The sequence below is a fragment of the Klebsiella sp. D-Nf1 genome, assembly GCF_002810515.1.
Classification (GTDB): Bacteria; Pseudomonadota; Gammaproteobacteria; order Enterobacterales; family Enterobacteriaceae; genus Klebsiella; species Klebsiella variicola.
The window spans coordinates 458,357-483,267 of sequence record NZ_PIOK01000003.1; the positions used below are offsets into that span (position 1 = coordinate 458,357).

Below are 24,911 nucleotides of genomic sequence, written 5' to 3' on the forward strand. Positions count from 1 at the left end.
AACAGAGAATGGCAATCCCTAAATTACAGGCATATGCGCTGCCGGAAGCCAGCGATATCCCGGCGAACAAAGTCAACTGGGCCTTTGAGCCGTCGCGCGCCGCGCTGCTGATCCACGATATGCAGGAGTATTTCCTCAACTTCTGGGGCGAAAACAGCGCGATGATGGAGAAAATGGTGGCGAATATTGCCGCCCTGCGCGACTTCTGCAAACAGAACGGCATTCCGGTGTACTACACCGCCCAGCCGAAAGAGCAGAGCGATGAAGATCGGGCGTTGCTGAATGATATGTGGGGGCCGGGCCTGACCCGCTCGCCGGAGCAGCAGCAGGTGATTGCCGCACTGGCGCCGGATGAAGACGATACCGTGCTGGTGAAATGGCGTTACAGCGCATTTCATCGCTCGCCGCTGGAGGAGATGTTGAAAGAGGCCGGCCGCGACCAGCTGATCATCACCGGCGTTTATGCTCATATCGGCTGCATGACCACCGCCACCGATGCTTTCATGCGCGATATCAAACCGTTCTTTGTCGCCGACGCCCTGGCGGACTTCAGCCGTGAAGAGCACCTGATGGCGCTGAAATACGTCGCCGGCCGCTCCGGCCGCGTGGTGATGACCGAAGAGCTGCTGCCGCTGCCGGCCTCCAAAGCGGCGCTGCGCGCGCTGATCCTGCCGCTGCTCGACGAATCCGATGAGCCGCTGGATGATGAAAACCTGATCGACTACGGTCTGGATTCGGTGCGGATGATGGCCCTGGCCGCCCGCTGGCGCAAAGTGCACGGCGATATCGACTTCGTGATGCTGGCGAAAAACCCGACCATCGACGCCTGGTGGGCGCTGCTCTCCCGTGAGGTGCAATAATGGCGGCGCTGGATTTTCGCGGCCAGACCGTGTGGGTGACCGGCGCAGGTAAAGGGATTGGCTATGCCACCGCGCTGGCTTTCGTCGAGGCCGGGGCTCATGTCACCGGTTTCGACCTCGTCTTTGACGGCGAAAGCTACCCGTTTGCCACCGAAACGCTGGACGTCGCCGATGCCGACCAGGTACGCGACGTGTGTGCGCGGCTGCTCAACAACATCGAACGACTGGACGTGCTGGTGAACGCCGCCGGGATCCTGCGCATGGGCGCCACCGACCAGCTGAGCGCGGAAGACTGGCAGCAGACCTTCGCGGTCAACGTTGGCGGCGCGTTTAATCTGTTTCAGCAGACGATGGCCCAGTTCCGCCGTCAGCGGGGCGGGGCGATCGTTACCGTCGCCTCCGATGCCGCGCATACGCCGCGTATCGGCATGAGCGCCTATGGCGCCTCGAAAGCGGCGCTGAAAAGCCTGGCGCTGACCGTTGGTCTTGAGCTGGCAGGCAGCGGCGTGCGCTGCAACCTCGTGTCGCCGGGCTCTACCGACACCGATATGCAGCGCACCCTGTGGGTTAGCGACGATGCCGAGCAGCAGCGGATCCGCGGCTTCGGCGAGCAGTTTAAGCTCGGGATCCCGCTGGGTAAAATCGCCCGTCCGCAGGAGATCGCCAATACCATTTTGTTCCTCGCCTCTTCTCACGCCAGCCATATTACCCTGCAGGATATTGTGGTTGATGGCGGCTCGACGCTGGGGGCGTAAATGGCCTGGAAGCGAGAGCTCACGCTGGCGGCGCTGAACGCCAGCAGCGAAAACACCATGGTGGCGCATCTGGGTATAGTCTACACCCGGCTGGAAGCGGGGCTGCTGGAGGCGGAGATGCCGGTGGATGCGCGCACCCATCAGCCGTTTGGCCTGCTGCACGGCGGCGCCTCCGCGGCGCTGGCGGAGACGCTGGGCTCGATGGCCGGCTGGCTGATGACCGAAGAAGGGCAGTGCGTGGTGGGCACCGAGCTTAACGCCAGCCATCACCGGGCAGTCTCCAGCGGGAAAGTGCGCGGTGAATGCCGACCGCTGCATCTTGGCCGCCAGAGCCAGAGCTGGGAGATAGTGGTGTATGACGAGAAGGGGCGACGTTGCTGCACCTGTCGCCTGGGCACCGCGGTGCTGGGCTAAGGAGCCGCTGTTTCCCGGCTTGCGCTGCGCTGAGCCGGGCTACGTATCGGCGCAATGAGTAGCCCGGATAAGGCGCAGCGCGCCGCCATCCGGGAATTTCCCTGGGCCAGGAAGCCGCTATTTCCCCGGCTTGCGCTACGCTGAGCCGGGCTACGGATCTGTAGGCCGGGTAAGGCGTTAGCCGCCACCCGGCAAAAAAACGGCACCGTTCACGGTAATCCTTTCATTCATTTTCCTGCCTTAAGTGATCTCGCTAGCAATGTGAGACAAATCTCTGTGGGCGTACGGCATCTGCGCTGTTTCGATGTTGTTAAATTCTGCGTTGTGATCTAGAAACAAAATGTAACATCCTGATTACCCTACCGGTGGACCACAACAATGAATAATTCAGGGAAATACCTCATCTGGACATTGCTCTCCGTGATCGGCGCCTTTGCCCTCGGCTATATCGCCTTAAACCGGGGTGAGCAGATCAACGCGCTGTGGATTGTCGTCGCCGCGGTCTGCGTCTATCTGATCGCGTATCGTTTCTATGGTCTGTATATCGCCAAAACCGTGCTCGGCGTTGACCCGACGCGGATGACGCCGGCGGTGCGGCATAACGATGGCCTCGACTACGTTCCAACCGACAAGAAAGTGCTGTTCGGTCACCATTTTGCGGCGATTGCCGGGGCAGGACCGCTGGTGGGCCCGGTGCTTGCCGCGCAGATGGGCTACCTGCCGGGGATGATCTGGATCCTCGCCGGCGTGGTGCTGGCCGGCGCCGTACAGGACTTTATGGTGCTGTTTGTTTCGACCCGTCGCGATGGCCGCTCGCTTGGCGAACTGGTTAAAGAGGAGATGGGGCCAACCGCTGGCGTCCTGGCGCTGGTGGCCTGCTTTATGATCATGGTCATCATCCTCGCGGTCCTGGCGATGATCGTGGTGAAAGCGTTGACCCACAGTCCGTGGGGGACATACACCGTCGCCTTTACCATCCCGCTGGCGATCTTTATGGGTATCTATATTCGCTACCTGCGCCCGGGGCGCATCGGCGAGGTGTCGGTGATCGGCCTGGTGATGCTGGTGTTCGCCATCATCTCCGGCGGTTGGGTGGCGGAAAGCCCGACCTGGGCGCCGTGGTTTGATTACACCGGCGTACAGCTGACCTGGATCCTGGTGGGCTACGGCTTTATTGCCGCGGTACTGCCGGTCTGGCTGCTGCTGGCCCCGCGCGACTACCTCTCCACCTTCCTGAAAATCGGCACCATTGTTGGGCTGGCGATTGGCATTCTGATTATGCGCCCGACCCTGACCATGCCGGCGCTGACCAAGTTCGTCGACGGTACCGGCCCGGTGTGGAGCGGCAACCTGTTCCCGTTCCTGTTTATCACCATCGCCTGCGGCGCGGTCTCCGGCTTCCACGCGCTGATCTCCTCCGGCACCACGCCGAAAATGTTGGCCAACGAAGGCCAGGCCTGCTTTATCGGCTACGGCGGCATGTTGATGGAATCCTTCGTCGCGATTATGGCGCTGGTGGCGGCCTGTATTATCGATCCGGGCGTCTACTTTGCGATGAACAGCCCGATGGCGGTGCTGGCGCCGGCGGGAACCACCGATGTCGTCGCCTCGGCAGCGCAGGTGGTGAGCGGCTGGGGCTTTAGCATTACCCCGGATACGCTGCATCAGATCGCCAGCGAGGTGGGTGAACAGTCGATTATCTCCCGCGCCGGCGGCGCGCCAACGCTGGCGGTGGGGATGGCCTACATCCTGCACGGCTCGCTGGGCGGGCTGATGGATGTCTCTTTCTGGTACCACTTCGCCATTCTGTTTGAGGCGTTGTTTATCCTGACGGCGGTTGATGCTGGCACCCGTGCGGCGCGCTTTATGCTGCAGGATCTGCTGGGGGTGGTCAGCCCGGGGCTGAAAAAAACCAGCTCGCTACCGGCCAACCTGCTGGCGACTGCGCTGTGCGTGCTGGCGTGGGGCTACTTCCTGCATCAGGGGGTAGTGGATCCGCTGGGCGGGATTAACACCCTGTGGCCGCTGTTCGGTATCGCCAACCAGATGCTGGCGGGGATGGCGCTGATGCTCTGCGCGGTGGTCCTGTTCAAGATGAAGCGCCAGCGCTACGCGTGGGTGGCGCTGCTGCCGACCAGCTGGCTGCTGATCTGTACCCTGACCGCTGGCTGGCAGAAGTCGTTCAGCCCGGACACTAAAGTCGGTTTCCTGGCGATCGCTAATAAATTCCAGGCGATGATCGACAGCGGCACTATTCCGCCGCAATATACCGAATCACAGCTGGCGCAGCTGGTGTTTAACAACCGTCTCGATGCCGGGCTGACCATCTTCTTTATGATTGTGGTGGTGGTGCTGGCGCTGTTCTCGATTAAAACCGCGCTGGCGGCGCTGAAAGAGGACAAACCGACGGCGAAAGAGACGCCGTATGAGCCAATGCCTGAAAACCTGGGCGCGATTGAGACCCAGGCGAAAGGGGCGCATTAACCGGTGTGCCGGGTGGCGGCTTCGCCTTACCCGGCCTACATTTCTGATCCTCCTTCTCCCTTTGGGAGAGGGAAACAAAAGAGAAATGACTTATGTTCGACACCCTCTCCAAAGCGGGAAAATATTTAGGCCAGGCGGCGAAGATGATGATCGGCGTGCCGGATTACGATAACTACGTCGAGCACATGCGAATAACCCACCCGGATCAGACGCCGATGACCTATGAAGAGTTCTTTCGCGAGCGCCAGGACGCGCGCTACGGCGGCAAGGGCGGGGCGAAGTGCTGTTAGCCCTCTTTGGGGAGATAGAGGCTGATTTGCTCCTGGGTACAGCCGTAAATCGCCGCCAGCTTCTCGCGGGTGCGCTTCTGCGGACGGGAGTCCAGCGCTTCCAGCTGTGATACGGCGGACTGGCTGATGCCGAGTTTAGCCGCGACCTCCTGCTGGGATAGCCCGCGCAGGATGCGCCACGCGGCCTGCAGGCTGACGTTTTCTTTATGCATCACGTCGCATACTTCGCCAGGCAGCATGACGTTATCATAGATGTCTGATTCATAAGGAATATCTTCCCAATCGTTTTCATCCTCGTCGTCGTACTCCAGCAGCGCCAGGCGCATACGAAAGTAATCACTGTAAGGAATGACGACATACTGGTCTTTTCCTTCTTCATCCTTGATGTACTGAATAGTCATATTCGGTATGTTCCTCATGAAGGTAGGTGGTGGTGGTTCGGCGTTTAACCGCCACGACGTAGCAGGTATCGCCCGGCGGATCCCCAAAGGTGTAGATGACTCTGTAATCACCTAATCGCAGCCGGTAGTGGTTTTCGGGAGAGGACAATTTTTTGATATCCGATATAGGTGAAGCTTTATCATCCATCTTCTCCAGCCTGGATTTAATGCGGCTCTTATACCGATTATCGATTTTAGAAAATTGCTTATCTGCCGTTTTTGACCAGACAATCTTCATCTGTACCTCCACTGTACGCCCACACAAAACATAAGGAAATAATAAGACTATTAGATAAATTCCGAATTTCTTATGGGGTACTGTAGAGCGGAGAAAAAACGCAGGTAAGAGGCAAAACGCAACCCGTCGAGGCGGCGCGGGAAGGCCTCTGCCGGGCGACAGAGGCTTGCAGAAAATGTGCGATCAGGCGTTCAAACCGCCATCCACGTCCAGCCCCGTACCGGAGATCTGCCCGGCGGCCGGGCTGGCGAGGAAGGTAACCGCCGCGGCGATGTCTTCCGGTTGGCCGTAGTGACCGACCGCAATCATCTGGCGCTGGGCTTCCGCCTGTTCCCCGTGTTCCGGGTTCATATCGCTGTTGGTCGGCCCTGGATGGACAAGGTTAACGGTGATCCCGCGAGGGCCTAAATCACGCGCCAGGCCACGGGTCAGGGCGTTGAGGGCGGACTTGGTCATGGCGTAAACCGCGATGCCCGGCATGGCCACGCGGTTAGCCAGACAGCTGCCGATGTTGATGATCCGTCCGCCATCGGACATATGCACCAGCGCTTCCTGGGTGGCGATGACCACCCCACGAATATTGACGTTGATAAGCGCGTCAATGTCCGCCAGCGTCATGGATTCCAGTGGGCCGCCGCGGGCGATCCCGGCGTTGTTGACCAAAATGTCCAGCCCGCCGAGGGACCGGGCCGCATGGGTGACGGCATCCTGAATAGCCTGCGCGCTGGCGCTGTCGGCCTGCACCGCCTCGCCGTGCCGACCCAGGGCCTTTATTTCATCGGCGACTGCCTGGGCTTTATCGGCCGATTTTTCATACGTAATAACCACATCGGCACCGGCGCGTGCCAGCGACAGCGCGATTGCGCGACCCAACCCACGGCTGGCGCCGGTAACCAGCGCCTTCTTACCTGTTAAATCGATCTGCATGATGACCTCGTTGCGAGAGTGGTGAGAATCATCATTAGGTATAGACGGTCGGGGTGATTAACGGCTGAAGTATTCCACCTTCTCAAACGCCGCGCGCAGAACCTCAGGGGTTAACGTCACTGGTAAATAATGAATCGACTCGCCCGGGCGCAGGGTATGGGCAATGACCCGGTCCAGTTCTGTGCGGTTATTGATATCGACCTCCAGTGCCGCCAGGGTGGTCGGCAGGTTAAAGCGCTGATACGCCTGCACTAACTGCGCCAGCACATCGTCCTGAGCAAGCAGGGCGCTCTGTACCAGAATACCGTAGGCGACTTTGGTACCGTGGAGGAATTTATCCGTCTGCGGCAGCACCGTCAGTCCGTTGTGCACCGCATGGGCGGCGGCGACCCGGGTGTAACGTTCCCCCAGCCCGCCAACCATCCCGCCGCCGGCGATAATCGCCTCTACCACATCGCGAAACGCCTGAGTCAGATCGCCGCGGCTCTGGTCCGCCAGCGCCGTTTCGCTGCTGGCCAGCAGCACGTCGCGGATCGCCAGCGCGCCGTTAATCCCCAGCCGCACGGTGAGCGGCAGCGCCTCCGGCTGCGGCGCCAGCACCACGGCCTCATACCATTTGGCTAAGGTGTCGCCAATGCCCGCCAGCAGGTACTCCGCCGGGGCGTTGAGAATGATGCGCGGCTCGACCAGCACCAGGAAGTTGGCGTCATCGAAGATCTCAAAATTCAGGGCCTGTCCGGCGTCGCTATACCACACCGACAGCGGCGTCCACGCCGCGCAGGTAGCGGCGATAGTCGGGATGGCCACCAGCGGTACCCCCAGGCGGCGGGCCAGCACTTTCGCGCTGTCGAGCAGCGCGCCGCCGCCGACGCCAATCACTACCGCCCGATCGTCACCGGAGGCCTGCACCAGCTCCGCCACGTCGCGTTCGCTGCAGTGGCCGGTAAAGCGGATCTTTTTTGCCTCCGGCAGGTGGAAGGCCGCCGGCAGAAAAGGTTCGGCACCGGCCAGGGCGCGCTCGCCATAGACCCACACCGCCCGCGAGAGCTGGTCGGCGCTGAAAAAATCGCTCAGCCGCTCAAGGCTGCCAGGGTGGGAGAAATAGTTGGCCGGGCCGGGTACGACGCGGATATCGCTGTTGCTCATGGAAGCTGTCCTTATAGGTGTTGGGCTAAACTGATGTTATGTCTGGACATCCAGATGGCTAATATTATTTCGTTGTATCTTATGCTTTTTACGCAGTTGTCAGCCAGCGGCGGCTATGAAAAATTCGTTAAATCAGAAGATTAATTACCGCACGGGAACAGTGATGAGCGCGAACCGCCTTGAGATGCATAACATTAGCCTGGCCTTCTCCGGCTTTCAGGCACTGAACAAGGTGGACTTTACCCTTCATGGCGGGTCGGTGCATGCCCTGACCGGGGCCAACGGCGCGGGTAAGTCGACGCTGATGGCGGTGCTGTGCGGCACCCACGCTCATTATGAAGGCGAGGTGACGATCAACAACCAGCCGGTCACCATTCGTTCGCCGCTGGATGCTAAACAGCTGGGGATCCACCTGGTGCAGCAGGAGGTGGATGTGGCGCTGGTGCCGGGCCTGAGCATTGCGGAAAACATCATGCTGGACAGGCTGGCGGAGCCGGGCATGGCGTTTCGCTGGTCGCGGGTTCGGCAGCTGGCGCGCGAGGCGCTGGCGCAGCTGGACGTGGCGCTGGACGTCAGGCGCTCCATTGACAGCTGCACGCTCGCCGAAAAACAGCAAATCCTGCTGGCCCGTGCTCTGTCGCACCATTGCCGCTTTTTGATCCTCGATGAGCCCACCGCGCCGCTGGATCAGCATGAAAGTGAGCGCCTGTTTGCGGTAGTACGCCGTCTGCAGCAGCAGGGGATCGGGGTGGTGTTTATTTCGCATCGTATCCATGAACTGAAGGCGATCTGCGACACCCTGACGGTGCTGCGCGACGGGCGGCTGATTGAGAGCGGCCCAATGGCGCCGCTGAGCGGCGAACAGATTGTCGAAAAGATGCTGGGCCACGAGCTGAGCGATATCTTCCCGCCGCCGCGCCCGCCGCACGGCGAAGAGGTGTTGCTGCAGATTGACGGTTTGCATGATGAGGCGCTGCTGCAGGATATTTCGCTGCGCCTGCGGAAGGGGGAAATTCTGGGTATCGCCGGGCTGGCCGGCGCGGGCAAAACCGAGCTGTGCAAAGCGTTGTTCGGCGCCAGCAAAAGCCGGGTGCAGCGTGGCGAGCTGAACGGCCAGCCGTGGCGACCGCGCGATCCAGCCGACTCGGTGGGGCGCGGCCTGGCGCTGGTCCCGGAGGAGCGGCGCAAAGAGGGCATTTTCATCGAAGAGCCGATCGCGATGAACCTGGCGGTCAGCGCCGATAACAGCTTTTCGCGCTGGAGCCTGTTTGGCCATCGGCAGGCCTGGCGCTGGGCGGAGGAGGTGATTGCCCGCCTCGGCGTGCGCGCCACTGGCCCGGGGCAGATGCTGCGCCGTCTTTCCGGCGGCAACCAGCAGAAGGTGGCCATTGGCAAATGGCTGCGCAGTCATGCCAATGTTTTGATTTTTGACGAACCGACCAAAGGGGTCGATGTGAAAGCGAAAACCGATCTGTTCATGCTGATCGATGGTCTGGCGCGGGAAGGCAAAGGGGTGATTTATGCCTCGGGTGAATTCGCCGAGCTGGTCGGTTTATGCGACCGCATCTGCGTGCTATGGGACGGACGGATTGTGGCGGAGATCCCCGGCGCGGAAGCCCGGGAAGAGACGTTGCTTTATTATTCAACCGGAGGAGCGGCAGCGTGAGCAAGGCCCTGGCAGTAAACGCGACGGTATCGGGCCGTCAGCGATTTTTTGATTTTCTCTATAAGTGGGGCATGTTGCTGACCGTGGTGCTGCTGGTGGCGGTCTTTGGCCTCGCCTCGGACAACTTCCTTGATCCGTTCAACATCATCAACATTCTGCGCTCGATCGCGATTGTCACGGTGATTGCCATCGGGGTGTCGATTTCTCTCACCATTGGCGGCTTTGATCTGTCAGTGGGATCGACGGCATCGCTGGCTAACGCGCTGGTGATTTCCCTGTTTGTCTGGCATGGCCTGGGGACCACCGAAGCGATTCTGATCACCCTCGCGCTCTGCACCCTGGTGGGGCTGTTTAACGCCTTTCTGATCGTGGTGCTGCGCATTCCTGACATGCTCGCCACCCTGGCCAGCCTGTTTGTGATTCAGGGCGTGGCGATGACCTACAGCTACGGCGGTTCGATTACTGAAAACATGGTGCTGCCGAGCGGCGAGATGGCGGAAGGCACTATCCCGGCGGGCTTTGGCGCGCTGGGGCAGGTGCCGACCATCGTCATCATCATGCTGGTGGTGACGCTGGTCGCCCAGCTGGCGCTGTCGTTCACCACCCACGGACGGCGGATGTACGCCATCGGCGGCAACCCGGAGGCCGCGCGGCTCTCCGGCCTGCGGATCACTCGTTACAAAGTCGCAGCATACGTGATTGCCTCGCTGCTGGCCGGGCTGGGCGGCATTCTGCTGGCCTCGCGTATCGGATCCTCGCAGGTCAACGCCGGCGGCGGCTATCTGATGGACGCGGTGGCGGCGGCCTGGATCGGCTTTTCGCTGGCGGGCTCCGGTAAACCGAACGCCCTGGGGACGCTGGTGGGGGCGGTGATCCTCGGTGTGCTCTCCAACGGGCTGGTGATGCTCTCGGTGCCGTATTACGCGATGGACATTATTAAAGGGTTGGTCCTGGCTGGCGCGCTGGCACTGACCTATTTTCAGCGCCGTACTTAACATTTTACAGGGTAAACAGCATGAAAAAGATCGCACTCTCTCTGATGACGCTGGGTCTGCTGCAGTCGACGGCGGCGCTGGCCACTGCCCCGACGCCGGTGCCGGCGGCGATTGCCGAGCACAGCGGCCCGATCCGTATTGCGGTGATCCGCAACCTGGGGTCTGACGATAACACCACCCAGTTTGTCTCCGGGGCGCTGCAGGAAGGCAAAAAGCTCGGTTTCAAAATCAGCACCTTCCTGAGCAACGGCGATGACGCCAAATTCCAGGACTTCGTCAACCAGGCCATCAGCCAGAAATACGATGGCATTATTCTCTCCCAGGGGCGTGACCCGTATTCCACCGCCCTGGTGAAGAAGGCGGTGGATGCCGGGATCAAAGTGGCGGTGTTCGATACCGCGGTGAGCGGTGAGATCCCCGGGGTGACGGTCAGTCAGCAGGATGACGCGTCGCTGACCGAGCTCTCTTTTGGCCAGCTGGTGAAAGACTTCAACGGCAAGGCCAACATCGTCAAGTTGTGGGTGGCGGGCTTCCCGCCGATGGAGCGCCGTCAGGCGGCTTACCAGACGCTGCTGAAGCAAAATCCGGGGATTAAAGAGCTGGAGTCGATCGGCGCCGTGTCATCCGATGTGCAGGGCGACACTGCCAACAAGGTGGGGGCGATCCTCGCCAAGTATCCGAAAGGGAAAATCGACGCGATCTGGGGCACCTGGGATGCCTTTAGCCAGGGGGCCTATAAAGCGCTGAAAGAGAATGGCCGCACCGAGATCAAACTCTACAGCATTGATATTTCCAACCAGGATCTGCAGCTGATGCGCGAAGCCGGCAGCCCATGGAAGGTGAGCGTGGCGGTGGATCCGAAGCTTATCGGCGCGACCAACGTGCGGCTGATCGCCAATAAGATCGCCGGCGAGCCGACGCCAGCCACCTACGACTTCAAGGCGGCGGCGATCCCGCAGGCGCTGCTGGCGGCCCAGCCGGGGGCGGTGAACGTGGCGTCGCTGGGGAAAATTATCCCTGGCTGGGGCCAGACCGAAGACTTTATCGCGCCGTGGTTCGCGACGCTGGAAGCGAAAAACAAATAAAATCAAGCCGGGTGGCGGTGGGCGGCGGCCTGGTGCCCTCACCCCGGCCCTCTTCCGCAGGGAGAGGGGGAAAACCATGCCACCGGGCGAGAGGGATCCCCTATGTCAGCATTACCTTCCCCCGAATACAGCCGCAATATGCGGCTGATTGGCCATAGCGATCAGGGCGGTCGTCCGGACGGCGTGCAGCTGATGGTGCACCGCGGATTCGCCTATATCGGCCATATGGTGTCGCAGGGCTTTTCCGTGGTCGATGTTCGCGATCCGACCCGGCCTACCACCGTCAACTATATTGCCGCGCCGCCGGGCACCTGGAACGTGCATCTGCAGGCGCATGACGATCTGCTGCTGGTGATCAACGCCCGGGATCTGTTTGCCGACGCCCGTTTTGCTGATGAGAAGGTCTACTACACCCGCTCGGTGGGCGACACGGTCAGCGATGTGCAGGACAAGGGCTGGAGCGCCGGGCTGCGCATCTTTGATATTTCCACTCCCGCGCAGCCGCGGGAAATCAGTTTCCTGTCGCTTAACGGCATCGGTATTCACCGCATCTGGTACGTCGGCGGCCGCTGGGCGTATGTGTCCGCGTTGATCGACGGTTTTACTGACTACATCTTCCTGACCATCGATCTGGCCGATCCGCGTAAGCCCGAAGTGGCCGGGCGCTGGTGGCTGCCGGGGATGCACCAGGCGGGCGGTGAAACACCGGACTGGCCGCAGGGCAAACGCTATGCGCTGCATCACGCCATTATTGCCGGGGATACCGCCTACGGCAGCTGGCGCGACGGCGGCCTGACGCTGCTGGATGTCAAAGACCGTACCCAGCCGACGCTGATTAGCCATCGCAACTGGAGCCCGCCGTTCGGCGGCGGGACGCATACCGCGCTGCCGCTACCGGATCGTGACCTGCTGGTGGTGCTGGATGAAGCGGTGCTCGACAATCAGGAGGACGGTGAGAAGCTGATCTGGCTGTTTGATATCCGCGAGCCGTCAAACCCGGTGAGCATCGCCACGTTCCCGCCGCCGGATGAAATCGACTATGTGGCGAAAGGGGCGCATTTCGGTCCGCACAACCTGCATGAGAATCGTCCCGGCAGCTTTGTCAGCTCAACGCTGATTTTTGCCACTTATCAGAATGCCGGCGTGCGGGCTTACGATATATCTAACCCGTATCGTCCGCTGGAGACCGGGGCGCTGGTGCCGGCGGCGCCAAAGACGATGATGGATACCCGTCCCGGCCGCCCGCAGGTGATCCAGTCCTGCGATGTGTTTGTCGATGCGCAGGGCATTATCTACAGCACCGATTACAACGGCGGGCTGTCGGTGATTGAGTATCTGGGATGAGGACAAGGTAAACGCAAAATGGTGCTCGCATGTCTGCCGGGTGGCGGCTTTCGCCTTACCCGGCCTACAAAAGACTGCAAGATCAAACCGTCATGCGGTTATCTGTAGGCCCGCGCAAGCGCAGCGCCGCCGGGCAATCCCTGATGATTGCACTTTTTTAGGGTTTGCTCCCTCTCCCTGTGGGAGAGGGTTGGGGTGAGGGCAAGGTAAACGCAAAAAGGCAATGACAATGGCCTTTTTTAGGGTGTGCTCCCTCTCCCTATGGGAGAGGGCCGGGGTGAGGGAAAACAGGCGCACTCAGCTGTACTGGCGTACCCGCGCCAGCAGCTCGTCGACGCTGTCGATACGCTCGGCCAGCACAATCAGCGCTTTGCCGAGGGTAATGGCGTGGCGCAGGCATTCATGGCGCATGGCGTCGTCCCGGATAGTGTCGATATCCGCGACGTGCGACAGCCCGACGCTGCGGCGGATCAGTTCGCTGCCGCAGAAGCCAACCGCGTCGGCCCAGACTTTCTTCAGAAAGGCGGAAGCGTAGCCGGGGTAAGCCAGGGCCGCGTCGCGGGTTTTCTCCGCCGCCAGCGCCTGGAAGCGTTCGGCGAAGGTGGTCCACAGCTGGTGGATATCGTTCAGTCGCTGCTCGCGTGCGGCGGCGGCGTCGCGAATGCCGAGCTGGCCCGGCAGGCCGCAGTAGTTAAGCAGCAAGTTGCCGATGGCGGTGCCGATATCGAAGCCAATGGGGCCGAAATAGCCGAACTCGGCGTCGATGGCCTTCAGGCTGCCTTCGGCAACGAAGATCGACCCGCTGTGGATATCGCCGTGCAGCAATGCTTCCGCATGGGCAAAGAAACGGTGCTTCAGCGCCGCCACCGCCAGCTTAAGCTGGGCGTCGTCGCGCAGGGCGGCGACATCGGCCTCCAGCTCCGCCGGGTAGTTATTACGCTCGTGGATCTGATACGGGTCGTTAAAGAACAGATCCTCGGTGATCTCGCACATCGCCGGGTTACTAAACTGCGCCACCTGCGCTTTTTTCTCGTGGGGATGGAGATAGAAATCGCTGGTGTGAAACAGCACCTGCGCCAGATAGTCGCCAAGCTGGCGGGCCGCCTGCGGGTAGTAGACGTTAGCGATAAGCTCCCCGCGCCAGATGCGGTGGTCGGAAAGATCTTCCATCACCATCACCGCCAGCTCAGGATCAAAATGGTGGATTTTTACCGTGTGCTGCGGGCTGTGCTGATAGTGGGCGACCAGGGTCTGCGCTTCCAGACGGGCACGGTCGAGGGTCAGCGGCCAGGATTCGCCGACACAGCGCACGTAGGGCAGGGCCTGTTTGACGATCGCCCGGCTGACGCCCTGGCGATCGAACACTTTAAACACCAGATTGAGGTTGCCATCGCCCACTTCCTGCGCGCTGACCAGCTCCGATGGGTTGTCGATGCCGGCGAACTGCTGCGCGTAAGCCACGGCATCGTGGGCGGTGAAGGTATGGTATTGCGACATTGCCTCGATCCTCGAATTCTGATTAAGCCGTTCAGACGTCTATACTTCTGAATTCCATCCTGACACAATGTGATACAACAACGCAACAGGGATTTAACGACATGCAGACATTACAGACCACCAGCCTGCGGGTGAGTGAAAATCAGCTTTTTATTCTCGACCAGCAGGCCTTGCCGCAGGAAAAACGCTGGCTGGCGGCGGATAACGTTGCGCTGCTGGTGGACCATATTCACGCCCTGCGGGTGCGGGGCGCGCCGCTGATTGGCCTGTCCGCCAGCCTGCTGCTGGCCCTGCTGGCCCAGCGCGGACTGAACCGGGATGAACTCCAGCAGGCGCTGGAGACGCTGCGCGCGGCGCGGCCGACGGCGGTCAACCTGATGAATAATCTGGATCGCATGAAGCAGGCGCTGGCCCGGGAAGATTACCCGCAGGCGCTGGAAGCGGAAGCTTTGCGTCTGGTCGAAGAAGATAAACAGCTGTGCGACCGCATCGCTGAGGCGGGCAGTGCGCTGGTGAAGTCCGGCAGTCGACTGCTGACCCATTGCAACACCGGTGGCCTGGCGACCGCCGGGGTGGGGACCGCCCTGGGCGTTATTGCGCTGGCGCACAAGCAGGGAAAGGTGGCCAACGTGTGGGTTGATGAAACCCGGCCGCTGCTGCAGGGCGGACGTTTAACCGCCTGGGAGTTGGGCGAGCTGGGCGTGCCGTATCAGCTGATCACCGATTCAATGGCCGCCAGCCTGATGGCGCAGGGGCAGGTGGACGCGGTGTGGGTCGGCGCCGACCGTATCGCCGCCAACGGCGATGTGGCGAATAAAATCGGCACCTACTCTCTGGCGGTTTTGGCCCATTATCACCAGATCCCGTTTTACGTCGCTGCCCCGCAGACCACCCTCGACCGCTATTGCCCGAACGGCGCGGCGATCCCCATTGAGCAGCGCGCCGCGGCGGAAGTGACCGGGGTGGCGGGCAGCTTCGGCGCGGTACAGTGGGCGCCGACGGGGGCTGCCGTTTACAATCCGGCGTTCGACGTCACGCCTGCTCGGCTGATAAGCGGCTGGGTGCTGGACAGCGGGGTGGTCACCCCGGCGCAGGTCGCCGCCGGGGCGTTTGCGCCGGACAACGGATAGCAGACACCGTGCCGGGCCTGGAAAAAACGGCTTTCCCGGGCCCGCGCCGCTACGGCAGAACCATCGTTATCGTGGGGGCGGACGGCCGGTCGATACGCTGACCGAGGGCGGTAATAGCCGCCTGGAAGGGACACAGCGTACCGACGTCGGTCTGACGGCAGCCCGGCTGACGCCACTCCTGACGCAGCATCGGGTGCTGCGCGTCCGGCGTCTGCAGACGACGCAGGTCGTCGAGGCCTTGCGCCTGGAAATAGACCCGCAGATAGCGTTCCCCGCTCTTCGCGTTGCGCCAGCGCTCCAGCACCAGGCTACTGCCCGGCGGGATATTTCCCCGGCTGTAGCCCGGCAACTGCCAGCTAAAGTTCATCAGCGTGCGCACCATGGCGATATTGGTGTCATGGGCCACCAGCAGCAGCCAGCGTACGTTCGGGGTCGCCTCCGGTTTGACGCCGTCGAGCATGGCGTTGAGCAGCACCGACCCGCGTTTTTGCGCGGTATACAACACATCGTTACTCAGATCGTAGTTTTCCGTTAACAGCGGCAGCAGGGCGGTGATCTGACTGGCCTGGGTGATCTTGCCCCACGCCAGCTGGCTGAGAGGCAGGTTTTCACTCCAGCCGAGACGCAGCGTTTCCACCATATTGGCCATCACGCTCAGTCCGCTAATGGTGGTTTTCCCGCTTTTGCTCTGCTCAACCTGCCAGGGGGTGTCGAAGATCGGGCAGGGTTTATCGGCCTGACAAACCGCCTGTTTCAATAATTGGATAGTCGGCGCCAGCGCCTGCCGGCGCTGCGCCAGATCCCCGGCCTTCTCTTTCACCGCCGCCAGCTGACGGGCGGGGTCAGTTTGCGTGGCGGCGAATTTGTCGGTCTGGAACAGGGGATCGGCGTCCCCGCTGACATAATGGATAGCAACGCCGCAGCCGGGGAAGGCGCCATCCACCAGCGCCTGGGCGGTCGCCCGCGTCCGCTGCAGCGGGCTGGCGCGCACGTAAATCGACTCCGCCGTCGGGCATCCCGCCTGCAGCAGGCCGAGCTGGCGATAGTGCTGGCCTTCCTCACGTCCTTTGTTAACCACGGCGGCATAGCCATGGCCGGTGAGCTCGCCGTCATGGGTGGTCCACTCGGTCCACGGTCGTCCGGTGGCGGCCTCGATGGCTTCCCGGTTGCCGGCCGTCGGCGGACGAATACCGTGGCGGCTGAGCTCGACCACTTTCTCCAGTTGCCAGTCCGCGGCGGCGGCAGATTGCAGCGCCAGCAGCGGCAGCGCGCAGGCGATAAACAGGCGTAACAGCCCCTGATGTCTTGCAGGCATCATATCTTCTTCCTTATTCGTTAATCGGTTATGAGGAGAACGAGGTCTGCCGTTCGACGGCATGGCGTCGGGCGACGATGGCGGCAGTGGTAAAACAGAGTAGCGCGGAACCCAGACCGGTACCCACCCAGAACAGCGCCAGCGTGCTGAAATCATACAGCGTTTTGCCGTTCTCGAGGATCGCCGTTTTATCAATAATGATCCCGGTGAGAAACTCGCCCAGGCCGGCCCCGGCGTAGCTGGCGATGCCGATGGTGCCGAGCGCGGCCCCGGCAGCTTTGCGCGAGGAGATATCGACGGCGATCAGCCCGCCGAGGAAGCAGGTCAGGGCGCCAATGGTGGCCCCGAAGATAACCATCGCCAGAATGTCAGTGTAATAATTGTGCGGCGACCAGAGCATCAGGGCGAAGCCGGCGGTGTTCAGCAGGCTGATAAACCCAGCCATCACGCTGCGGTTGCGCGGGAAAAAGCGGTCGGAGAGCATGCCGGCGATAATGGTCCCGGCGATCCCGGCGATGGCGTTGACGCCGATAATCCCGGACGCCTCCAGCGTGGAATAGGCTTTATCCTGCTCGAGAAAGAAGATCCCCCACGAGTTGACGGCGTAGCGGTCGATGTACATAAAGGCGGAGGCGAGGGCGAGGGTCCACAGCGCCGGGTTGCGCAGCGCCAGCAGCTGGTTTTTAAACACTGAGCCGCGGGCTTCGGCCTCCTCCTGCGGTTCATCGCGGATGACGTTGATGGACGGGAAGCCGCTGCTCTGCGGCGAATCGTGCATGAACAGCACCAGCAGCACCACCCCGGCGGCGCCGAGCGCGGCGGTGGACAGGTAGCCCATCTGCCAGCCAAATCCGGCGATCACCGCGGCGATCACCATATAGGTCACCGCCTCGCCGATATTATGCGCCGTCGACCAGATGCCATAGAAAGTGCCGCGCTCCTTGACGCCGTACCAGCGCGCCAGCGAGACCGCGCAGGGGCCGACGCCCATCGACTGGGCCCAGCCGTTGATCCCCCAGAAGATGGCCAGCAGCAGGGCGTTAGTGGTCATCCCCATCATCAGGTTCATCCCGGCGCTGAGCAATAAACCGAGGCTCATATAGCGCACCACGTTGGCGTGATCGGCGATAAAGCCGTTGACCAGTTTGCCGATGGCGTAGCTGAAGAACAGGGTAGAGCCGATCATACCGAGCTCCGTCGGGGTGATCCCCAGCTCCACCAGCGCGCTTTTGGCGACGGTGAATGATAACCGGCAGACGTAAAAGGTGACGTAGGCCAGGGTCATGGCGATAAAGGTTTGCCAGCGCACCCGGCGAAAACGGTGTTCATCAAACTCGGCGCCCGCTTTCGGCGGCGACGCCCGGAAAAAAGCGATAATTCCAGACATAGGTGGTTCTCCGCAGGTCGGAGGCGTGACTGATTGATGTGGTTCGTCCGTGAGTGAAGTTATTGTTACTGTGTAGAGTACATAATCAGAGATAGCCTGACCCGTAAGGGTTAATGTAAGGGTTGTGGGATCATCTTTTTCAGCTGCGGGTAGAGCGTCTGGCTGGCCAGCAGCAGCGGATTGCCGCGCTGGATCCCCTCCTGCGCCAGAAAATCGTTGCTGGCGCCGCCCGCTTCGCGCATCAGCACCAGCCCCGGCAGGGCGTCCCACGGGTTCATGTGCGGCTCGTAGTAGCCAATCAACCGGCCCGCCGCCGCCCAGGCGCTCATCAACGCCCCGGAACCGTTGCGGATAAACATGCCGCCGTCGATGAGCAGCGCCTGCAGAAACGGCAGAAAGTCCGCCGGGGTGACGCGATGCGAGGTGCCGACGCCTATCACGCCCTCTTTGACCGTCGCCCCAGGGTGCGGACGGATCGGGGCGTCGTTGAGCCAGGCGCCATGGCCCCGCAGGGCATGAAATAGCTCGCGATGGTTGGGGTCGTAGACCACGCCGATGACCGGTTCGCCGTCGGCGACGATCGCCAGCGACAGGCACCAGGCATGCAGGCCGTTGAGGAAACAGCTGGTGCCATCGATGGGGTCGACCACCCACAGGATCCGGGCGTCGGGCAGGCGGGTGCCGCTCTCTTCGCCGAGAAAGCCATCTTGCGGAAACGCGCTCTGAATGCGCTGTTTGACAAAGGCCTCCACCCGTTTGTCGGCCACGCTGACCACATCCTGCAGGTCGTCGCCTTTATGGTCGACGGTCAGCGCCTCGCGCTGTTGATAGTATTCAAACGCCAGCTCAGCGCCCGCTTTCGCCAGCTCGCAGGCCAGACGGTAGCGGGCCTGTAGCGCTTCTGATTCCTGAGATTGCATAGTGACTCCCTATTTTTGCACACGTGTGCATTTTGCGTGAAAAAAACAGCCCCGAAGGGCCGAATGAGTGTGGCCGGGTTTCGCAGAAGATTCTGTGATCGCTCCAGCATAAAATGATTTTTTCATTTCGCACTATGACGAATAATTAGTTTCACTGGCACTTCGCGATGGCGTGAGGGCAGGCTAAAGCGGGCGATCCGCGTCATTAACAGATCCACCGCGTGGTGGGCCAGCAGGGCGGTATTCTGCTGAACGGTGGTGAGCTGATAGGGCTGCCAGTCCGCCTGCGGGATATCGTCAAAACCGACGATGGCCGGCAGCGGGGCGGGGGCGTCCCGCAGGCCATCCAGGGCGCCCAGCGCCAGCATATCGGTGGCGCAGAACAGCGCCTGCACCCCGGGGTTTTCAGCAACCAATTCTCTGGCGGCCTGGTAGCCGGCCTGATAGCCGCCGCCGTCGCAGAAGCGGCTGCTCACCGTCATGCCCGACGTCCGGGCGATAAAAGCCTCATAGCGCTCGCGGGTGCTGAAGTTCTCGCGATTTTCGCCAATAAAGCCAACCTGCTGCCAGCCTCGACGACTGAACAAGCCCGCTACCAGCTTCGCTCCCTGGGCGTTATCGCTGCACACCCGGTCGCAGCCGGCGAGGTCCGCATGACGGTTGATCAGGGTGACGGGGATCTTGCGCGCCAGATACTCTTCCGCCAGCGACAGCGGCGGCGCGCCGGAGGTGATGATCACCCCGGCGACGTGATAGCTCAGCAGTTGTTTAAGCGAGGGGGCGAGCTGCTGCGGATCGTCAGCGTTCATCAGCAGCGGCATAAAGCCATTGAGCGCCAGCTGATGGACCAGCGGCGCCAGCAGTTTGCTGCGAAACGGGTTGTCGAAACCGGCGGTGACGATGCCGATAAAATTACTGCTGCCAGTGATCATCGTCCGGGCGATGATATTCACCTGATAGCCCAGGGCTTCCGCGGCGCTCAGCACCTTCTGCCGGGTCTTCTCCGACACCGAGGCGCCGGGGGTGAAGGTGCGGGAGACCGCCGAGCGCGAGACGCCGGCCAGTCTGGCCACATCCTCGGCCTTAATCCATTTTTTATCGCTCATCGTCGTTTCGCGCCGTCTGTTTTCCAGGAAGCCGACGCCCGGGCGGGCGTCGGTCACGCACACTGCCTGAAAAGGTATCACAGAAAGGCGTCGTCGCGCAGCGCCTTGCGCCCTATGCCGGGTAGCGGATGTGCTCCACCTCACGCTGCAAAATCACCTTGCCGTGGCGAATGGAGGTCAGCACCCGTGCCTGACGCCGGACGGCCTCGTAGTCGTTTTCCGCATCGAGGATCAGCAGGTTCGCCGGGCGGCCTTCGGCGAGGCCGTAGTTATCGCCCAGACACAGCGCCCGGGCGCTGTTATCGGTGACGAAGTCGAGGCAGCGCTGCAGATCGTCATAGCCGAGCATATGGCAGATGTGCAGCCCGGCATCCAGAATACGCAGGATATTGCCGTTCCCCAGCGGGTACCACGGATCCTGAATCGAGTCCTGGGCAAAGCAGACGTTGATGCCGGCGCGATCCAGCTCCGCCACCCGGGTGACGCCGCGCCGTTTCGGCCAGCTGTCAAACCGGCCCTGCAGATGAATGCTTTCGGTCGGGCAGGAGATAAAGTTGATGCCCGAGGCTTTCAGCAGGCGAAACAGCTTCGAGCAGTAGGCGTTATCGTAAGAGCCCATCGCGCAGGTGTGGCTGGCGGTGACCAGGGCCCCCATGCCGCGCACCCGCGCCTCCTCCGCCAGTACTTCAAGGAAACGCGACTGCGGATCGTCGATTTCATCGCAGTGGACATCCACCAGGCGGCCGTAGCGCTGGGCGAGGTCCATCAAAAACATCACCGAGCTGACCCCTTTGTCGCGGGTATTCTCATAGTGGGGAATGCCGCCCACCACGTCGGCGCCCATCTCGATGGCGCGGGTCATGAGTCCGCGGCCGTCGGGGTAAGATTCGATCCCCTCCTGCGGGAAGGCGACAATCTGCAGATCGATAAGATCGGCGGCCTCTTGTTTCACCGCCAGCAGCGCCTTCAGGGCCGACAGCGACGGATCGGTGACATCCACATGGGTCCGGACGTGCTGGACGCCGAAGTCGCGCAGCATGCCGATGGTTTTCAGCGCCCGCTGGCGGGTGTCCTCCGGGGTAATACTCGCTTTGCGCTGGCTCCAGCGGGTGATGCCTTCAAACAGGGTGCCGCTGCGGTTCCACTCCGGCTCGCCCGCGGTGAGGGTGGCGTCAAGATGAATATGCGGCTCGACGAAGGGCGGGATCGCCAGCCGGCCCTGGGCGTCGATATCCCCGGCGTCGGCAGTCTGCATCGCGGCCTGGGCGGTGATGCGGTGAATCATCCCGTCCTGCAGGTCAAGAGTAAACAGCGCCTCCTGGCGGCGCAGGCGAGCGTTAATAATTTTCATGGTGGGTCCTGTAAATGGTTTTGCGATAAACGCCAGATCACCAGCGCGACCGAGGCGTTGAGATGAAACTGAGGGTGGCTGACCGGGTAGCCGGTCAGTTTTTCAATACGCTGGATGCGTTGATGCAATGTGTTGCGATGCAGGCCCAGCCGGTCGGCGGCCCGCACCACGTTGCCGTTCTCCTGCAGCAGCGTCTCGAGGGTCTCCAGTAGTAGCCATGGCGCTTTGCGGCCCGGCTCGATCAGGCAGCCCAGAGTGTCGTGCATAAAATCGTTGAGCAGCGCCGGGTCGCTGACCGCGGACAACAGTTTGATAAACCCCAACTGCTGATAGTCGCTGATACGCTGGGTCGGCCGCAGGGTATCGCACAGATCCAGTGCCTGGCGCGCCTGCGACAGCGCCCGCGGGTAACCCTGCAGCTGCCTGACCGGCGCGGAGAGGCCGCAGAGCAGCGACAAACTATCCTCTCCGTCCGCCAGCGCCTGCAGCCACTGCTGCAGCCATTTTTTCTGCTGAAAGCCTTCCCCCTCCTCATCCGGCAGCAGGAAAAGGAACATGTTGCTGCGCTCCAGCAGCGGGAAGGGGTTGCCCTGCTGGTTGAGCTGCTGCTGCAGCTGCTGACGCACGCTGCGGTGGGCCTGCAGCAGCCAGGCTTCGGCCTGTTCGGGCGGGAACTGGCGAAACAGGCGGGACAGCCCCTCCAGACGCAGCGCCGCCAGCCGCAGCGGACGGGTAAAATCGAGCTGCTGGTGGAGGGCGCGCTGATGGAGCATCTGCAGATCCGGATAGTCGCCGGTGACCAGCTGCATCAGAATGTCGCGCTGTGACTGCAGGGCGTTTTCGCTGCGGACCAGCGCGGTGCCGATGCGCTCGGTGACAATCACCATCTTCAGCAGGTAGGGCTGCTCAATCAGCGGAATGCCCAGCTCGTCGGCAAGGGCGATCAGCGTGGCGGGAATGGCGTGGATATAGGCCTCGCCGGTGAGGATCACCATCCCGGCGATGCCGCGCTGTTTCCCCTCCATCAGCAACTGGATCAGGTTGGCTTCATCACGGGGATGGTTGATGCCGGTGATAAAGACCAGCTCGCCGCCCATGATCCACTCGGCGATATGTTCATTTTCCGCCACGTAGTACCAGCGTACGGCCCGCTGCAGCCCTTGCTTTCCCGCCCGCAGTCGCAGGGCGGAGAGTCCCTCAAGGGCCAGCAGTTCGCTGACCGTCAGGCTCATGGCTCCTGCTCCGCGACGGCGGCAGGCTGGCGTTTGCTTAGCAGGGTCAGGACGATATAGACCAGCGCGGAGACGGTGATCCCCACCAGCGGCGCGATCCACGGTGACAGATAGGCCACCACCGCGCCGGCGGCGTAGGCGCCGAGTCCCAACCAGTTAAAACGTGGCAGGCGGGCGTTCTGCAGCAGGGGATAGCGCCCGCCGCGGGCGAACCAGTAGTCGGCGAGGATCACTCCGCCAATGGGCGGAATAATGCTGCCCAGCAGCACAAGGAAGGGGATCAGCATTTCATACATACCGCCAATAGCGAGCACAATACCCACCCCGGCGGCGGCGATGGTTAGCGTCCGGCGACGTTCGCTGCGCAGCAGATGGCAGGCGGCGGCAGAGACGTTATAGATGGTGGGGCCCTGAATGGTCAGCAGGTTGAGACACAGCATGATCACCGCGGCGACCGACAGCCCCTGCAGGATCAGGACTTCCACAATATCGGCCTGTTGATAAACGATGGCGCACCAGGCGCCGGCCACGATCATCAGCCCGTTACCGATGAGGAAGCTGCCCATGCTGGCGAGAATGGCGGTCCGGCTGGAGTTAGCCAGCCGGGTCCAGTTTGTCGCCTGGGTGGCGCCGCTGGCGAAAGTCCCGAAGACCATGGTGATGGCCGCCGACCAGGTCATGGTGTCGCTCGGCGCAATGCGGGTCATTGCCTGCCAGCCGCCGGCGTGGTGCAGCGCCAGATACATGGAGACCATCAGCAGCACAAACATCAATGGCACCGACAGGCGCGACAGCGCGTCCAGTCCCTTGTAGCCCACCAGCGCGGTGACGCAGAACAAAATACCAAACAGCACCATCAACGGCTGGGTCAGCGCCTCGGGTAGGGCGAGGATCTTCACCAGCGAGATAGCGACCGTGGCGGTCCCCCAGGCGTACCAGCCCAGCTCGGCAAAGCCAAGAATAAAGTCGGCCAGCTTGCTGCCGATCTCCCCGAAGCAGAAGCGGCCCATCAGCACCGTATTCAGGCCGCTGCGCGCGGCGATCCAGCCCAGCGACGCGGCATAGAGAGCCAGCAAGGCGTTGCCGATGACGGCTATCCACAGCAGATTGACGATGGAAAAGGAGACGCCGAGTTTGCCGCCGGCAAACATCGTGCCGGTGAAAAAGGTAAAGCTGAATAACACCATGGCGATGGAAAATACGCCTTTGCGTCCGGTGGCGGGCGCTTCGACGAGGGGAAAATCATTGCTGTTTGACATCCTGGAACCTCTGGCTGGTAGATGGGCGGTGATAGCCGGAAGTAGCAAGAGATGTGCCAGGAAAAACCGGGCACGGGGAATATCACAAGATGTGCACAGTGCACAGTAATGATGGGGTAAAGACGATGAGATGCCATTTTAGTGGGCATCCTGCCATGTTTTGCACCAGTCCAGGGCAGAGGAGGGCGGCGAGCGCATCCCTGGCGCAGGAGGAGAATTTCAGCCAGGACGATCCGCCAGTTTTTGGCCAGGGAGTAGTGGAGAATAGTGGTGTACTGAAAACGGTTGGTTAAATCACTGTGAATAAAGGTTATTTAATATGCATTTATGATATAACCATTTGTCTTATGTGTGTTTCCTGAAATATTGTCCCCTCCGGTTAGCGGTGTTAGTATCGGGTAAATAGCCATTTAGACGGCTAAATAAATCATCGCTAACCTAAGGAACTGCTATGTGGCAAGAAAGACTCGCGCAACTGGTCACCACCTGTCATTGGATCGGGGCGAAAGGCTGGGCGCCGGCGACCGGCGGCAATATGTCGGTGCGCCAGGATGACACCTGGTGCTGGCTAAGCGAGTCGGGCCGCGATAAAGGCAGCCTGACAACCGAGGATTTTCTGCAGGTTGAGATCGCCACCAATCAGGCGCCTTCCGGACGGAAGCCGTCGGCCGAAACCGGCCTGCACACCCTGGTGTATCGCCTGTTCCCGGAAGCCAACGTGGTGCTGCATGTGCATACCGTCAACGCCACCGTGCTGTCGCGCATCGAAAAAAGCGACACGCTGGCGCTGCAGGGGTATGAAATGCAGAAAACCCTTAGCGGGCAGCACAGCCATCTCGATACCGTTCCGGTCGCCATCTTTGATAATGACCAGGATATTGACGCCCTGGCGGCGCGGATTGCCGATTATGCGCAAACGCGCCCGCTGCGCTACGGTTTTCTGCTGCGCGGCCACGGCCTGACCTGCTGGGGGAAAGATATTCAGGAGGCCCGCCGTCAACTGGAGGGGCTGGAGTTCCTGTTCGAGTGCGAGCTGATGCGCCGCCGCTACGAGCCCTGAGCCGGAGCAG

Annotated in this window: 23 protein-coding genes; 11 read left to right on the forward strand and 12 right to left on the reverse strand. The window is 61.5% G+C overall.

From position 1 onward, the window contains the following. Positions 1 to 8 precede the first annotated feature (8 nt). From entB to CWM54_RS16005, 5 genes are all read left to right on the forward strand, one after another. Positions 9 to 860 (forward strand): enterobactin biosynthesis bifunctional isochorismatase/aryl carrier protein EntB, encoded by an 852-nt coding sequence (gene entB / locus CWM54_RS15985; protein WP_100697754.1) that lies wholly within the window; start codon positions 9 to 11, stop codon positions 858 to 860. Beyond that, complete coding sequence (entA, locus tag CWM54_RS15990) at positions 860 to 1,615, forward strand: 2,3-dihydro-2,3-dihydroxybenzoate dehydrogenase EntA (protein WP_133123752.1); 756 nt, start codon at positions 860 to 862, stop codon at positions 1,613 to 1,615. The genes entB and entA overlap by 1 nt, the downstream gene beginning before the upstream one ends. Continuing rightward, on the forward strand, positions 1,616 to 2,029 hold the full coding sequence (gene entH, locus CWM54_RS15995) for a proofreading thioesterase EntH (RefSeq protein ID WP_025714607.1): 414 nt from the start codon (positions 1,616 to 1,618) through the stop codon (positions 2,027 to 2,029). Between the two features lie 378 nt (positions 2,030 to 2,407). After that, the gene (gene cstA, locus CWM54_RS16000) at positions 2,408 to 4,513 is read left to right on the forward strand and encodes a pyruvate/proton symporter CstA (protein WP_100681434.1); all 2,106 of its coding nucleotides are present in this window, start codon (positions 2,408 to 2,410) and stop codon (positions 4,511 to 4,513) included. Positions 4,514 to 4,605: 92 nt separating this feature from the next. Then, entirely contained in the window at positions 4,606 to 4,803 is a 198-nt protein-coding gene (locus tag CWM54_RS16005) for a YbdD/YjiX family protein (RefSeq protein ID WP_002893903.1), read from the forward strand. Here the strand turns inward: CWM54_RS16005 and CWM54_RS16010 are convergent. The 4 genes from CWM54_RS16010 to CWM54_RS16025 all read right to left on the reverse strand — a co-directional run bounded on the left by CWM54_RS16010 (position 4,800) and on the right by CWM54_RS16025 (position 7,554). Continuing rightward, positions 4,800 to 5,204, reverse strand: a complete 405-nt coding sequence (locus tag CWM54_RS16010; RefSeq protein WP_002893905.1) for a helix-turn-helix domain-containing protein — start codon at positions 5,202 to 5,204, stop codon at positions 4,800 to 4,802. The genes CWM54_RS16005 and CWM54_RS16010 overlap by 4 nt on opposite strands. After that, entirely contained in the window at positions 5,179 to 5,481 is a 303-nt protein-coding gene (locus tag CWM54_RS16015; protein ID WP_061155386.1) for a type II toxin-antitoxin system RelE family toxin, read from the reverse strand. Before CWM54_RS16015 ends, CWM54_RS16010 begins: the two co-directional genes overlap by 26 nt. A 183-nt stretch (positions 5,482 to 5,664) precedes the next feature. Then, entirely contained in the window at positions 5,665 to 6,408 is a 744-nt protein-coding gene (locus CWM54_RS16020) for an SDR family NAD(P)-dependent oxidoreductase (protein ID WP_100697756.1), read from the reverse strand. A gap of 57 nt (positions 6,409 to 6,465) precedes the next feature. Next, the gene (locus CWM54_RS16025) at positions 6,466 to 7,554 is read right to left on the reverse strand and encodes an oxidoreductase (RefSeq protein WP_100697758.1); all 1,089 of its coding nucleotides are present in this window, start codon (positions 7,552 to 7,554) and stop codon (positions 6,466 to 6,468) included. Between the two features lie 163 nt (positions 7,555 to 7,717). Here CWM54_RS16025 and CWM54_RS16030 point away from each other — a divergent pair, with 163 nt between their 5' ends. The 4 genes from CWM54_RS16030 to CWM54_RS16045 all read left to right on the forward strand — a co-directional run bounded on the left by CWM54_RS16030 (position 7,718) and on the right by CWM54_RS16045 (position 12,644). Continuing rightward, positions 7,718 to 9,220 carry a sugar ABC transporter ATP-binding protein gene (locus tag CWM54_RS16030; RefSeq protein ID WP_100697760.1) on the forward strand — a complete coding sequence of 501 codons (1,503 nt, stop codon included), beginning with the start codon at positions 7,718 to 7,720 and terminating at the stop codon, positions 9,218 to 9,220. Beyond that, a complete protein-coding gene (locus CWM54_RS16035; protein ID WP_012968720.1) occupies positions 9,217 to 10,215 on the forward strand; it encodes an ABC transporter permease in 999 nt (332 codons plus the stop codon). The genes CWM54_RS16030 and CWM54_RS16035 overlap by 4 nt, the downstream gene beginning before the upstream one ends. Before the next feature lie 20 nt (positions 10,216 to 10,235). Beyond that, on the forward strand, positions 10,236 to 11,300 hold the full coding sequence (locus CWM54_RS16040; RefSeq protein WP_008805596.1) for a sugar ABC transporter substrate-binding protein: 1,065 nt from the start codon (positions 10,236 to 10,238) through the stop codon (positions 11,298 to 11,300). Positions 11,301 to 11,402: 102 nt separating this feature from the next. After that, the gene (locus CWM54_RS16045) at positions 11,403 to 12,644 is read left to right on the forward strand and encodes an LVIVD repeat-containing protein (protein WP_012968719.1); all 1,242 of its coding nucleotides are present in this window, start codon (positions 11,403 to 11,405) and stop codon (positions 12,642 to 12,644) included. A 297-nt stretch (positions 12,645 to 12,941) separates the two neighbouring features. Here the strand turns inward: CWM54_RS16045 and mtnK are convergent, their stop codons facing one another. Next, positions 12,942 to 14,141 (reverse strand): S-methyl-5-thioribose kinase, encoded by a 1,200-nt coding sequence (mtnK, locus tag CWM54_RS16050; protein WP_049155958.1) that lies wholly within the window; start codon positions 14,139 to 14,141, stop codon positions 12,942 to 12,944. 101 nt (positions 14,142 to 14,242) lie between these two features. Here mtnK and mtnA point away from each other — a divergent pair, with 101 nt between their 5' ends. Then, positions 14,243 to 15,271: an S-methyl-5-thioribose-1-phosphate isomerase gene (gene mtnA / locus CWM54_RS16055; RefSeq protein ID WP_100697761.1), complete on the forward strand. Its 1,029-nt coding sequence runs from the start codon at positions 14,243 to 14,245 to the stop codon at positions 15,269 to 15,271. 49 nt (positions 15,272 to 15,320) lie between these two features. Here the strand turns inward: mtnA and CWM54_RS16060 are convergent, their stop codons facing one another. The 7 genes from CWM54_RS16060 to codB all read right to left on the reverse strand — a co-directional run bounded on the left by CWM54_RS16060 (position 15,321) and on the right by codB (position 23,841). Next, entirely contained in the window at positions 15,321 to 16,589 is a 1,269-nt protein-coding gene (locus tag CWM54_RS16060) for a histidine phosphatase family protein (RefSeq protein ID WP_100697763.1), read from the reverse strand. A 25-nt stretch (positions 16,590 to 16,614) separates the two neighbouring features. Further along, positions 16,615 to 17,973: an MFS transporter gene (locus CWM54_RS16065; protein ID WP_100697765.1), complete on the reverse strand. Its 1,359-nt coding sequence runs from the start codon at positions 17,971 to 17,973 to the stop codon at positions 16,615 to 16,617. 110 nt (positions 17,974 to 18,083) lie between these two features. Further along, on the reverse strand, positions 18,084 to 18,893 hold the full coding sequence (locus CWM54_RS16070) for an inositol monophosphatase family protein (protein WP_100681441.1): 810 nt from the start codon (positions 18,891 to 18,893) through the stop codon (positions 18,084 to 18,086). A gap of 122 nt (positions 18,894 to 19,015) precedes the next feature. Next, positions 19,016 to 19,966, reverse strand: coding sequence for a LacI family DNA-binding transcriptional regulator (locus CWM54_RS16075; RefSeq protein ID WP_162678331.1), 951 nt, complete (start codon positions 19,964 to 19,966; stop codon positions 19,016 to 19,018). Between the two features lie 145 nt (positions 19,967 to 20,111). Then, positions 20,112 to 21,350 carry a cytosine deaminase gene (gene codA, locus CWM54_RS16080; protein WP_100681442.1) on the reverse strand — a complete coding sequence of 413 codons (1,239 nt, stop codon included), beginning with the start codon at positions 21,348 to 21,350 and terminating at the stop codon, positions 20,112 to 20,114. Next, entirely contained in the window at positions 21,347 to 22,582 is a 1,236-nt protein-coding gene (locus CWM54_RS16085) for a PucR family transcriptional regulator (RefSeq protein ID WP_061155376.1), read from the reverse strand. The genes codA and CWM54_RS16085 overlap by 4 nt, the downstream gene beginning before the upstream one ends. Further along, positions 22,579 to 23,841 carry a cytosine permease gene (gene codB / locus CWM54_RS16090; RefSeq protein ID WP_100697767.1) on the reverse strand — a complete coding sequence of 421 codons (1,263 nt, stop codon included), beginning with the start codon at positions 23,839 to 23,841 and terminating at the stop codon, positions 22,579 to 22,581. Before codB ends, CWM54_RS16085 begins: the two co-directional genes overlap by 4 nt. A gap of 451 nt (positions 23,842 to 24,292) precedes the next feature. Here codB and CWM54_RS16095 point away from each other — a divergent pair, with 451 nt between their 5' ends. Continuing rightward, entirely contained in the window at positions 24,293 to 24,901 is a 609-nt protein-coding gene (locus tag CWM54_RS16095; RefSeq protein ID WP_008805607.1) for a methylthioribulose 1-phosphate dehydratase, read from the forward strand. The last annotated feature ends 10 nt before the right edge of the window (positions 24,902 to 24,911 follow it).

Excerpts from the sequence above, each read along its gene's own strand:
- CWM54_RS16095 (WP_008805607.1), top strand. The coding sequence starts at position 24,293 with ATGTGGCAAGAAAGACTCGCGCAACTGGTCACCACCTGTCATTGGATC.
- CWM54_RS16085 (WP_061155376.1), bottom strand. The coding sequence starts at position 22,582 with ATGAGCCTGACGGTCAGCGAACTGCTGGCCCTTGAGGGACTCTCCGCC.
- entA (WP_133123752.1), top strand. The coding sequence starts at position 860 with ATGGCGGCGCTGGATTTTCGCGGCCAGACCGTGTGGGTGACCGGCGCA.
- CWM54_RS16025 (WP_100697758.1), bottom strand. The coding sequence starts at position 7,554 with ATGAGCAACAGCGATATCCGCGTCGTACCCGGCCCGGCCAACTATTTC.
- CWM54_RS16045 (WP_012968719.1), top strand. The coding sequence starts at position 11,403 with ATGTCAGCATTACCTTCCCCCGAATACAGCCGCAATATGCGGCTGATT.
- CWM54_RS16040 (WP_008805596.1), top strand. The coding sequence starts at position 10,236 with ATGAAAAAGATCGCACTCTCTCTGATGACGCTGGGTCTGCTGCAGTCG.
- entB (WP_100697754.1), top strand. The coding sequence starts at position 9 with ATGGCAATCCCTAAATTACAGGCATATGCGCTGCCGGAAGCCAGCGAT.
- CWM54_RS16030 (WP_100697760.1), top strand. The coding sequence starts at position 7,718 with ATGAGCGCGAACCGCCTTGAGATGCATAACATTAGCCTGGCCTTCTCC.
- CWM54_RS16005 (WP_002893903.1), top strand. The coding sequence starts at position 4,606 with ATGTTCGACACCCTCTCCAAAGCGGGAAAATATTTAGGCCAGGCGGCG.
- CWM54_RS16010 (WP_002893905.1), bottom strand. The coding sequence starts at position 5,204 with ATGACTATTCAGTACATCAAGGATGAAGAAGGAAAAGACCAGTATGTC.
- cstA (WP_100681434.1), top strand. The coding sequence starts at position 2,408 with ATGAATAATTCAGGGAAATACCTCATCTGGACATTGCTCTCCGTGATC.
- entH (WP_025714607.1), top strand. The coding sequence starts at position 1,616 with ATGGCCTGGAAGCGAGAGCTCACGCTGGCGGCGCTGAACGCCAGCAGC.
- CWM54_RS16065 (WP_100697765.1), bottom strand. The coding sequence starts at position 17,973 with ATGTCTGGAATTATCGCTTTTTTCCGGGCGTCGCCGCCGAAAGCGGGC.
- CWM54_RS16060 (WP_100697763.1), bottom strand. The coding sequence starts at position 16,589 with ATGATGCCTGCAAGACATCAGGGGCTGTTACGCCTGTTTATCGCCTGC.
- CWM54_RS16070 (WP_100681441.1), bottom strand. The coding sequence starts at position 18,893 with ATGCAATCTCAGGAATCAGAAGCGCTACAGGCCCGCTACCGTCTGGCC.
- codB (WP_100697767.1), bottom strand. The coding sequence starts at position 23,841 with ATGTCAAACAGCAATGATTTTCCCCTCGTCGAAGCGCCCGCCACCGGA.
- mtnA (WP_100697761.1), top strand. The coding sequence starts at position 14,243 with ATGCAGACATTACAGACCACCAGCCTGCGGGTGAGTGAAAATCAGCTT.
- codA (WP_100681442.1), bottom strand. The coding sequence starts at position 21,350 with ATGAAAATTATTAACGCTCGCCTGCGCCGCCAGGAGGCGCTGTTTACT.
- mtnK (WP_049155958.1), bottom strand. The coding sequence starts at position 14,141 with ATGTCGCAATACCATACCTTCACCGCCCACGATGCCGTGGCTTACGCG.
- CWM54_RS16020 (WP_100697756.1), bottom strand. The coding sequence starts at position 6,408 with ATGCAGATCGATTTAACAGGTAAGAAGGCGCTGGTTACCGGCGCCAGC.
- CWM54_RS16015 (WP_061155386.1), bottom strand. The coding sequence starts at position 5,481 with ATGAAGATTGTCTGGTCAAAAACGGCAGATAAGCAATTTTCTAAAATC.